Below are 8,989 nucleotides of genomic sequence, written 5' to 3'. Positions count from 1 at the left end.
ATGAGCACTGTTGACATCCTTTCGCCGGCGGGCGACAAGGCCGGTTCCGTCGAGCTCCCCGCGGAGATCTTCGACGTCGAGAAGGTCAGCATTCCGCTGATCCACCAGGTCGTCGTCGCGCAGCTGGCCGCTGCCCGTCAGGGCACGCACAAGACCAAGACCCGTGGCGAGGTCCGCGGCGGTGGCAAGAAGCCGTACCGCCAGAAGGGCACCGGTCGCGCCCGTCAGGGTTCGACCCGCGCGCCGCAGTTCGCCGGTGGTGGCGTCGTGCACGGTCCCGTGCCGCGTGACTACTCGCAGCGGACGCCCAAGAAGATGAAGGCTGCCGCGCTGCGTCACGCCCTCACCGACCGGGCCCGTCACAACCGCATCCACGTCGTCTCCGGCGTGGTCGAGGGCGAGACCCCCTCCACCAAGGCCGCCAAGAGCCTGTTCGGCAAGATCAGCGAGCGGAAGAACCTGCTCCTGGTCGTCGACCGCTCCGACGAGGCCGCGTGGCTGTCCGCCCGCAACCTGCCCCAGGTCCACATCCTGGAGCCGGGCCAGCTGAACACGTACGACGTTCTCGTCTCGGACGACGTGGTCTTCACCAAGGCTGCCTTCGAGTCCTTCGTGTCCGGCCCGAAGGCCAATGACACCGAAGGGAGCGAGGTCTGATGGCTATCCGTCACCCCGCAATCGCCTCCAAGGCGGCGAAGAAGGCCAAGGCCGCTCGCGTCGCCAAGGCGCGCCGCCACGCCGCCGAGGGCAAGAACACGGTCGAGACCCCGCTGAGCAAGTCCTTCACGGACCCCCGTGACGTGCTGCTCAAGCCGGTCGTCTCGGAGAAGAGCTACGCGCTCCTCGACGAGGGCAAGTACACGTTCATCGTCGACCCGAGCGCCAACAAGACCCAGATCAAGCAGGCCGTCCAGGCGGTCTTCTCGGTCAAGGTCACCGGGGTCAACACGATCAACCGCCAGGGCAAGCGCAAGCGGACCCGCACCGGCTTCGGCCAGCGTGCGTCCACCAAGCGCGCGATCGTGACCCTCGCCGAGGGCGACCGTATCGACATCTTCGGCGGTCCGACCGCCTGAGGGCGGTCCGGATCGTCCGATATCGGACGAGGACTGAGAAATGGGAATCCGCAAGTACAAGCCGACTACGCCGGGCCGTCGCGGCTCCAGCGTCGCCGACTTCGTCGAGGTCACGCGGTCCACGCCGGAGAAGTCGTTGGTCCGCCCCCTGCACAGCAAGGGTGGCCGTAACAACTCCGGTCGTGTGACCGTCCGCCACCAGGGTGGTGGCCACAAGCGCGCCTACCGCGTGATCGACTTCCGTCGTCACGACAAGGACGGCGTGCCGGCGAAGGTCGCGCACATCGAGTACGACCCCAACCGCACCGCGCGCATCGCGCTGCTGCACTACGCGGACGGCGAGAAGCGCTACATCCTCGCGCCGCGTGGCCTGTCGCAGGGCGACCGCGTCGAGAACGGTCCCGGGGCCGACATCAAGCCGGGCAACAACCTGGCCCTGCGCAACATCCCGGTCGGTACCACGCTGCACGCCATCGAGCTGCGTCCGGGCGGTGGCGCGAAGTTCGCCCGCTCCGCCGGCGCCTCGGTGCAGCTGCTCGCGAAGGAGGGCTCCATGGCCCACCTCCGCATGCCGTCCGGTGAGATCCGCCTGGTCGACGTCCGCTGCCGCGCCACTGTCGGCGAGGTCGGCAACGCCGAGCAGAGCAACATCAACTGGGGCAAGGCCGGTCGCAAGCGCTGGCTGGGCGTCCGCCCGACCGTGCGTGGTGTGGTCATGAACCCGGTTGACCACCCGCACGGTGGTGGTGAGGGCCGTACCTCCGGTGGTCGCCACCCGGTGTCCCCGTGGGGCAAGAAGGAAGGCCGTACTCGTTCGCCCAAGAAGGCGTCGAACAAGTACATCGTCCGCCGCCGCAAGACGAACAAGAAGCGCTAGGAGCGGGTTTAGATGCCGCGCAGTCTCAAGAAGGGGCCCTTCGTCGACGACCACCTGATCAAGAAGGTGGACGCCCAGAACGAAGCCGGCACCAAGAACGTCATCAAGACCTGGTCCCGCCGCTCGATGATCGTCCCGGCCATGCTCGGCCACACGATCGCGGTGCACAACGGCAAGACCCACATTCCGGTGTTTGTCACCGAGTCGATGGTCGGCCACAAGCTCGGCGAGTTCTCGCCGACGCGCACCTTCCGGGGTCACGTCAAGGACGACCGGAAGTCGAAGCGCCGCTAAGGCGGGGTGGAATGACCATGACAGACACTGGAAGGACAACCATGGAAGCCAGGGCCCAGGCGCGGTACATCCGCGTCACGCCCATGAAGGCCCGCCGCGTGGTGGACCTCATCCGTGGCCTGAACGCCACGGAGGCTCAGGCGGTCCTGCGTTTCGCCCCGCAGGCCGCGAGCGTGCCGGTCGGCAAGGTGCTGGACAGCGCCATCGCCAACGCCGCGCACAACTACGACCACACCGATGTCGACAGCCTCTACATCTCCGAGGCCTACGTCGACGAGGGCCCGACCCTGAAGCGGTTCCGTCCGCGCGCCCAGGGCCGTGCCTACCGGATCCGCAAGCGGACCAGCCACATCACCGTGGTCGTCAGCAGCAAGGAAGGAACCCGGTAATGGGCCAGAAGGTAAACCCGCACGGGTTCCGGCTCGGCGTTACGACCGACTTCAAGTCGCGCTGGTACGCCGACAAGCTGTACAAGGACTACGTCAAGGAAGACGTCGCCATCCGTCGGATGATGACGTCCGGCATGGAGCGCGCCGGCATCTCCAAGGTCGAGATCGAGCGCACCCGTGACCGTGTGCGTGTGGACATCCACACCGCGCGTCCGGGCATCGTCATCGGCCGCCGCGGCGCCGAGGCCGACCGCATCCGCGGTGACCTCGAGAAGCTCACCGGCAAGCAGGTCCAGCTGAACATCCTCGAGGTCAAGAACCCCGAGACCGACGCTCAGCTGGTTGCCCAGGCCGTCGCCGAGCAGCTCTCCTCCCGCGTCTCCTTCCGTCGGGCCATGCGCAAGAGCATGCAGTCCGCCATGAAGGCCGGCGCCAAGGGCATCAAGATCCAGTGCGGTGGCCGCCTCGGTGGCGCCGAGATGTCCCGCTCGGAGTTCTACCGCGAGGGCCGTGTGCCCCTGCACACGCTCCGCGCGAACGTGGACTACGGCTTCTTCGAGGCCAAGACGACCTTCGGCCGCATCGGTGTGAAGGTCTGGATCTACAAGGGCGACGTCAAGAACATCGCCGAGGTCCGCGCCGAGAACGCCGCTGCCCGTGCGGGTAACCGCCCGGCCCGCGGCGGTGCCGACCGCCCGGCCCGTGGTGGCCGCGGTGGCGAGCGGCGCGGTCGCAAGCCGCAGCAGGCTGCCGGCGCCGAGGCCCCCAAGGCCGAGGCTCCCGCTGCCGCCGCTCCGGCTGAGAGCACCGGAACGGAGGCCTGACCGACATGCTGATCCCCCGTAGGGTCAAGCACCGCAAGCAGCACCACCCCAAGCGCAACGGCATGTCCAAGGGTGGCACGCAGGTTGCGTTCGGCGAGTACGGCATCCAGGCGCTGACCCCGGCGTACGTGACGAACCGTCAGATCGAGGCCGCTCGTATCGCCATGACGCGTCACATCAAGCGTGGTGGCAAGGTCTGGATCAACATCTACCCGGACCGCCCCCTCACCAAGAAGCCGGCCGAGACCCGCATGGGTTCCGGTAAGGGCTCCCCGGAGTGGTGGGTGGCCAACGTCAAGCCCGGACGCGTGATGTTCGAGCTGTCGTACCCCAACGAGAAGATCGCGCGCGAGGCCCTGACCCGTGCGGCTCACAAGCTGCCGATGAAGTGCAAGATCGTCAAGCGCGAGGCAGGTGAAGCGTGATGTCGGCCGGTACCAAGGCGTCCGAGCTGCGCGAGCTGGGCAACGAGGAGCTGCTCAACAAGCTCCGCGAGGCCAAGGAAGAGCTGTTCAACCTCCGCTTCCAGGCGGCGACGGGCCAGCTCGAGAACCACGGTCGGCTCAAGGCCGTCCGCAAGGACATCGCGCGGATCTACACCCTGATGCGTGAGCGCGAGCTGGGCATCGAGACGGTGGAGAGCGCCTGATGAGCGAGAGCAACGTGACTGAAGAGACCAAGACGGACCGCGGATTCCGCAAGACCCGTGAGGGTCTGGTCGTCAGCGACAAGATGGACAAGACCGTCGTCGTCGCCGTCGAGGACCGCGTCAAGCACGCGCTGTACGGCAAGGTCATCCGCCGTACGAACAAGCTCAAGGCGCACGACGAGCAGAACGCCGCCGGCGTCGGCGACCGGGTTCTCCTGATGGAGACCCGCCCGCTCTCGGCGACGAAGCGCTGGCGCGTCGTGGAGATCCTCGAGAAGGCGAAGTAACCAAGCGGGGGTCCGCCCCCCGCTGCCTCCGCCGGGGGCCCAGCCCCCGGCCCCCGGGCCGGCGGCTCGCCGCCGGCCTCGGCCGCGGCCGAGCGGCCCCCGGCGGAGGTTGTCGCCTGCAGAGGCCTAAGTAATTCCTTCGGGGCAACCCCCGCAGGACAGTTCCGCCAGGCTCTCCGGCTCAACCCCCGGAGGGAACCGGCAGACAACCAGGAGATAGACGTGATCCAGCAGGAGTCGCGACTGCGTGTCGCCGACAACACGGGTGCGAAGGAGATCCTCTGCATCCGTGTGCTCGGCGGCTCCGGTCGCCGCTACGCGGGTATCGGTGACGTCATCGTCGCCACCGTCAAGGACGCGATCCCCGGTGGCAACGTGAAGAAGGGTGACGTCGTCAAGGCGGTCATCGTTCGCACCGTCAAGGAGCGCCGCCGTCCGGACGGCTCGTACATCCGCTTCGACGAGAACGCCGCTGTCATTCTCAAGAACGACGGCGACCCTCGTGGCACCCGTATCTTCGGCCCGGTCGGCCGTGAGCTGCGCGAGAAGAAGTTCATGAAGATCATCTCCCTCGCGCCGGAGGTGCTGTGAGCATGAAGATCAAGAAGGGCGACCTGGTCCAGGTCATCACCGGTAAGGACAAGGGCAAGCAGGGCAAGGTCATCGCGGCCTTCCCCCGCGAGGACCGTGTCCTGGTCGAGGGTGTCAACCGGGTCAAGAAGCACACCAAGGCCGGTCCGACGGCTCGCGGTTCGCAGGCCGGCGGCATCGTCACCACCGAGGCGCCGATCCACGTCTCCAACGTCCAGCTGGTCGTGGAGAAGGACGGCAAGAAGGTCGTGACCCGCGTCGGTTACCGCTTCGACGACGAAGGCAACAAGATCCGCGTTGCCAAGCGGACGGGTGAGGACATCTGATGACGACCACCACCACTCCGCGACTGAAGCAGAAGTACCGTGAGGAGATCACGGGCAAGCTGCGTGACGAGTTCAAGTACGAGAACGTCATGCAGATCCCCGGTCTCGTCAAGATCGTGGTCAACATGGGTGTGGGCGACGCCGCCCGCGACTCCAAGCTGATCGAGGGCGCCATCCGCGACCTCACCACGATCACCGGTCAGAAGCCGGCCGTCACCAAGGCCCGCAAGTCCATCGCGCAGTTCAAGCTGCGTGAGGGCCAGCCGATCGGTGCCCACGTCACGCTCCGTGGCGACCGCATGTGGGAGTTCCTGGACCGCACCCTGTCGCTCGCGCTGCCGCGCATCCGCGACTTCCGCGGCCTGTCCCCCAAGCAGTTCGACGGCCGTGGCAACTACACCTTCGGTCTCACGGAGCAGGTCATGTTCCACGAGATCGACCAGGACAAGATCGACCGCGTCCGGGGTATGGACATCACCGTGGTCACCACGGCGACCAACGACGCTGAGGGCCGCGCGCTCCTTCGTCACCTCGGCTTCCCCTTCAAGGAGGCGTGAGCGAGATGGCGAAGAAGGCTCTGATTGCCAAGGCTGCTCGCAAGCCCAAGTTCGGTGTGCGTGGCTACACCCGCTGCCAGCGCTGCGGCCGCCCGCACTCCGTGTACCGCAAGTTCGGCCTGTGCCGCGTGTGCCTTCGTGAGATGGCTCACCGTGGCGAGCTGCCGGGCGTGACCAAGAGCTCCTGGTAATCCCCCGATAAGGGATTAGCAGGGCTCTCGGTAAGCATCTGGGGCGGCCGGACGTCCAGCTCACATGCCTTAGGCTTGTGGGGTTGGGCGTCTGCCGCCGCCCTTACGACTTACTACGCCGTAGGTCCACCGCGCCGCACCCGTCCCGTCTCGGATCGGGGAGAGGGATGGCGCACCAGGAAACCCCGGCGAGAGAGGCCGAAGGCCAATTCATGACCATGACTGATCCGATCGCAGACATGCTGACGCGTCTGCGGAACGCGAACTCGGCGTACCACGACTCCGTGGCGATGCCGCACTCGAAGATCAAGTCGCACATCGCGGAGATCCTCCAGCAGGAGGGCTTCATCACGGGCTGGAAGGTCGAGGACGCCGAGGTCGGCAAGAACCTCGTCCTGGAGCTGAAGTTCGGCCCCAACCGTGAGCGCTCCATCGCGGGCATCAAGCGGATCTCCAAGCCCGGTCTCCGGGTGTACGCGAAGTCCACCAACCTGCCGAAGGTGCTGGGCGGCCTGGGCGTGGCCATCATCTCCACGTCCCACGGTCTCCTGACCGACAAGCAGGCGCAGAAGAAGGGCGTGGGTGGGGAAGTCCTCGCCTACGTCTGGTAGTTCGGGAACGGAGGAGAGACACAATGTCGCGTATCGGCAAGCTCCCCATCCCGGTTCCCGCCGGCGTGGACGTCACCATCGACGGCCGTACGGTCGCGGTCAAGGGCCCCAAGGGCGAACTGACCCACACCGTCATCGCGCCGATCGACATCGCCAAGGCCGAGGACGGCACCCTTCAGGTGCTCCGGCCCAACGACGAGCGGCAGAGCAAGGCCCTGCACGGCCTGTCCCGCACGCTGGTGGCGAACATGATCACCGGTGTGACCCAGGGATACGTCAAGAAGCTCGAAATCAGCGGTGTCGGTTACCGCGTCGTGGCGAAGGGCTCCAACCTGGAGTTCTCCCTCGGCTACAGCCACCCGATCCTGGTCGAGGCCCCCGAGGGCATCACCTTCAAGGTGGAGTCCCCGACCCGTTTCTCGGTCGAGGGCATCGACAAGCAGAAGGTCGGCGAGGTTGCGGCCAACATCCGCAAGCTGCGCAGGCCCGACCCGTACAAGGCCAAGGGCGTCAAGTACGAGGGCGAAGTCATCCGCCGCAAGGTCGGAAAGGCGGGTAAGTAAGCCATGGCATACGGGCAGAAGATCCTGAAGGGCGACGCCTACAAGCGCGCCGCGATCAAGCGCCGTCACATCCGGATCCGCAAGCGGATCAACGGTACGGCGGAGCGTCCCCGTCTGGTCGTGACCCGCTCCAACCGCCACATCGTGGCGCAGGTGATCGACGACCTGAAGGGCCACACCCTGGCATCGGCGTCCACCCTGGACAGCTCGATCCGCGGTGGCGAGGGCGACAAGTCCGCGCAGGCCAAGCAGGTCGGCGCCCTGGTCGCCGAGCGTGCCAAGGCCGCCGGTGTCGAGGCCGTCGTGTTCGACCGTGGTGGTAACCAGTACGCGGGGCGCATCGCCGCCCTGGCGGACGCCGCCCGCGAGGCCGGACTCAAGTTCTGAGTCCTGGTTCCGTAGCTAGCGGAGACAGAGAGAGGTAATTCCAATGGCTGGACCCCAGCGCCGCGGTGGCGGTGCCGGTGGCGGCGAGCGGCGGGACCGGAAGGGCCGTGACGGCGGCGCAGCTGCCGCCGAGAAGACCGCGTACGTTGAGCGCGTTGTCGCGATCAACCGCGTCGCCAAGGTTGTGAAGGGTGGTCGTCGCTTCAGCTTCACCGCGCTGGTCGTGGTGGGCGACGGTGACGGCACCGTGGGTGTCGGATACGGCAAGGCCAAGGAGGTGCCGGCCGCCATCGCCAAGGGCGTTGAGGAGGCCAAGAAGCACTTCTTCAAGGTCCCCCGGATCCAGGGCACCATCCCGCACCCCATCCAGGGTGAGAAGGCTGCCGGCGTCGTCCTGCTCAAGCCCGCGTCGCCCGGTACCGGTGTTATCGCCGGTGGTCCGGTGCGTGCCGTGCTCGAGTGCGCCGGTATCCACGACGTGCTGTCGAAGTCGCTCGGCTCCGACAACGCGATCAACATCGTGCACGCCACCGTGGAGGCCCTGAAGGGCCTGCAGCGTCCCGAGGAGATCGCGGCCCGCCGTGGTCTGCCCCTCGAGGACGTCGCCCCCGCGGCTCTCCTGCGTGCGCGTGCCGGGGCGGGTGCGTAATCATGGCGCAGCTCAAGATCACGCAGGTCAAGTCCTACATCGGCAGCAAGCAGAACCACCGTGACACCCTGCGCTCCCTTGGTCTCAAGGGCATCAACACGCAGGTCGTCAAGGAGGACCGCCCCGAGTTCCGCGGCATGGTGCACACCGTCCGCCACCTCGTGACGGTCGAGGAGGTCGACTGATCATGGCGGAGCAGAACCCGCTCAAGATCCACAACCTCCGTCCCGCCCCGGGCGCCAAGACCGCCAAGACCCGTGTCGGTCGTGGTGAGGCGTCGAAGGGTAAGACGGCCGGTCGTGGTACCAAGGGCACCAAGGCCCGCTACCAGGTTCCGGAGCGCTTCGAGGGTGGGCAGATGCCCCTCCACATGCGTCTCCCGAAGCTGAAGGGCTTCAAGAACCCCTTCAAGACCGAGTACCAGGTCGTGAACCTCGACAAGCTGGCCTCCCTCTACCCCGAGGGTGGCGAGGTCACCGTCGAGTCGCTGGTGGCCAAGGGTGCTGTTCGCAAGAACAGCCTCGTCAAGGTCCTCGGCCAGGGCGAGATCTCCGTGGCGCTGCAGGTGACGGTCGACGCCGTCTCCGGCTCCGCCAAGGAGAAGATCACCGCCGCCGGCGGTTCCGTCACCGAGCTCGTCTGAATCCCACAGGCGTCTCGATGACCTGAGCGATCCCGACCGGGGATACCCCACAAATGGGGTATCCCCGGTCGGTCG

19 protein-coding genes are annotated in these 8,989 nt (G+C 66.8%); all 19 read left to right on the top strand.

Features of this window, described 5'->3' with window-relative positions; all coding sequences use genetic code 11:
- Window positions 1–657 (top strand): 50S ribosomal protein L4, encoded by a 657-nt coding sequence (rplD, locus tag GTY47_RS07390; RefSeq protein ID WP_010036738.1) that lies wholly within the window; start codon window positions 1–3, stop codon window positions 655–657.
- Window positions 657–1,076 (top strand): 50S ribosomal protein L23, encoded by a 420-nt coding sequence (rplW, locus tag GTY47_RS07385; RefSeq protein WP_010036733.1) that lies wholly within the window; start codon window positions 657–659, stop codon window positions 1,074–1,076. Before rplD ends, rplW begins: the two co-directional genes overlap by 1 nt.
- Window positions 1,077–1,116: 40 nt before the next feature.
- The gene (gene rplB / locus GTY47_RS07380) at window positions 1,117–1,953 is read left to right on the top strand and encodes a 50S ribosomal protein L2 (protein WP_010036731.1); all 837 of its coding nucleotides are present in this window, start codon (window positions 1,117–1,119) and stop codon (window positions 1,951–1,953) included.
- Between the two features lie 12 nt (window positions 1,954–1,965).
- Window positions 1,966–2,247 (top strand): 30S ribosomal protein S19, encoded by a 282-nt coding sequence (gene rpsS / locus GTY47_RS07375; RefSeq protein ID WP_010036728.1) that lies wholly within the window; start codon window positions 1,966–1,968, stop codon window positions 2,245–2,247.
- Between the two features lie 41 nt (window positions 2,248–2,288).
- On the top strand, window positions 2,289–2,636 hold the full coding sequence (rplV, locus tag GTY47_RS07370) for a 50S ribosomal protein L22 (protein WP_010036727.1): 348 nt from the start codon (window positions 2,289–2,291) through the stop codon (window positions 2,634–2,636).
- Window positions 2,636–3,460 carry a 30S ribosomal protein S3 gene (gene rpsC, locus GTY47_RS07365; RefSeq protein ID WP_010036723.1) on the top strand — a complete coding sequence of 275 codons (825 nt, stop codon included), beginning with the start codon at window positions 2,636–2,638 and terminating at the stop codon, window positions 3,458–3,460. Before rplV ends, rpsC begins: the two co-directional genes overlap by 1 nt.
- 5 nt (window positions 3,461–3,465) lie before the next feature.
- A complete protein-coding gene (rplP, locus tag GTY47_RS07360) occupies window positions 3,466–3,885 on the top strand; it encodes a 50S ribosomal protein L16 (protein WP_004984526.1) in 420 nt (139 codons plus the stop codon).
- The gene (gene rpmC / locus GTY47_RS07355) at window positions 3,885–4,109 is read left to right on the top strand and encodes a 50S ribosomal protein L29 (RefSeq protein WP_010036720.1); all 225 of its coding nucleotides are present in this window, start codon (window positions 3,885–3,887) and stop codon (window positions 4,107–4,109) included. Before rplP ends, rpmC begins: the two co-directional genes overlap by 1 nt.
- The gene (gene rpsQ, locus GTY47_RS07350) at window positions 4,109–4,396 is read left to right on the top strand and encodes a 30S ribosomal protein S17 (RefSeq protein WP_010036717.1); all 288 of its coding nucleotides are present in this window, start codon (window positions 4,109–4,111) and stop codon (window positions 4,394–4,396) included. The genes rpmC and rpsQ overlap by 1 nt, the downstream gene beginning before the upstream one ends.
- Before the next feature lie 222 nt (window positions 4,397–4,618).
- Complete coding sequence (gene rplN / locus GTY47_RS07345) at window positions 4,619–4,987, top strand: 50S ribosomal protein L14 (RefSeq protein WP_003998823.1); 369 nt, start codon at window positions 4,619–4,621, stop codon at window positions 4,985–4,987.
- Window positions 4,988–4,989: 2 nt separating this feature from the next.
- Entirely contained in the window at window positions 4,990–5,313 is a 324-nt protein-coding gene (gene rplX, locus GTY47_RS07340; RefSeq protein ID WP_010036713.1) for a 50S ribosomal protein L24, read from the top strand.
- Window positions 5,313–5,870, top strand: a complete 558-nt coding sequence (gene rplE, locus GTY47_RS07335) for a 50S ribosomal protein L5 (protein ID WP_010036711.1) — start codon at window positions 5,313–5,315, stop codon at window positions 5,868–5,870. The genes rplX and rplE overlap by 1 nt, the downstream gene beginning before the upstream one ends.
- A 5-nt stretch (window positions 5,871–5,875) precedes the next feature.
- Window positions 5,876–6,061, top strand: coding sequence for a type Z 30S ribosomal protein S14 (locus tag GTY47_RS07330; protein ID WP_003948630.1), 186 nt, complete (start codon window positions 5,876–5,878; stop codon window positions 6,059–6,061).
- Window positions 6,062–6,273: 212 nt separating this feature from the next.
- Entirely contained in the window at window positions 6,274–6,672 is a 399-nt protein-coding gene (gene rpsH / locus GTY47_RS07325; protein ID WP_003992367.1) for a 30S ribosomal protein S8, read from the top strand.
- Window positions 6,673–6,695: 23 nt separating this feature from the next.
- On the top strand, window positions 6,696–7,235 hold the full coding sequence (rplF, locus tag GTY47_RS07320; protein WP_010036705.1) for a 50S ribosomal protein L6: 540 nt from the start codon (window positions 6,696–6,698) through the stop codon (window positions 7,233–7,235).
- Window positions 7,236–7,238: 3 nt separating this feature from the next.
- Entirely contained in the window at window positions 7,239–7,622 is a 384-nt protein-coding gene (rplR, locus tag GTY47_RS07315) for a 50S ribosomal protein L18 (protein WP_010036704.1), read from the top strand.
- A gap of 43 nt (window positions 7,623–7,665) precedes the next feature.
- The gene (gene rpsE / locus GTY47_RS07310) at window positions 7,666–8,271 is read left to right on the top strand and encodes a 30S ribosomal protein S5 (RefSeq protein ID WP_009190144.1); all 606 of its coding nucleotides are present in this window, start codon (window positions 7,666–7,668) and stop codon (window positions 8,269–8,271) included.
- A 2-nt stretch (window positions 8,272–8,273) separates the two neighbouring features.
- Window positions 8,274–8,456: a 50S ribosomal protein L30 gene (rpmD, locus tag GTY47_RS07305; RefSeq protein WP_003974250.1), complete on the top strand. Its 183-nt coding sequence runs from the start codon at window positions 8,274–8,276 to the stop codon at window positions 8,454–8,456.
- A gap of 2 nt (window positions 8,457–8,458) precedes the next feature.
- A complete protein-coding gene (gene rplO, locus GTY47_RS07300) occupies window positions 8,459–8,914 on the top strand; it encodes a 50S ribosomal protein L15 (RefSeq protein ID WP_010036696.1) in 456 nt (151 codons plus the stop codon).
- Window positions 8,915–8,989: the final 75 nt, after the last annotated feature.

The sequence above is a fragment of the Streptomyces sp. SID5464 genome, assembly GCF_009862985.1.
GTDB classification, from domain to species: Bacteria; Actinomycetota; Actinomycetes; order Streptomycetales; family Streptomycetaceae; genus Streptomyces; species Streptomyces chartreusis_D.
This window is presented reverse-complemented; position numbering and strand designations above follow the sequence as displayed.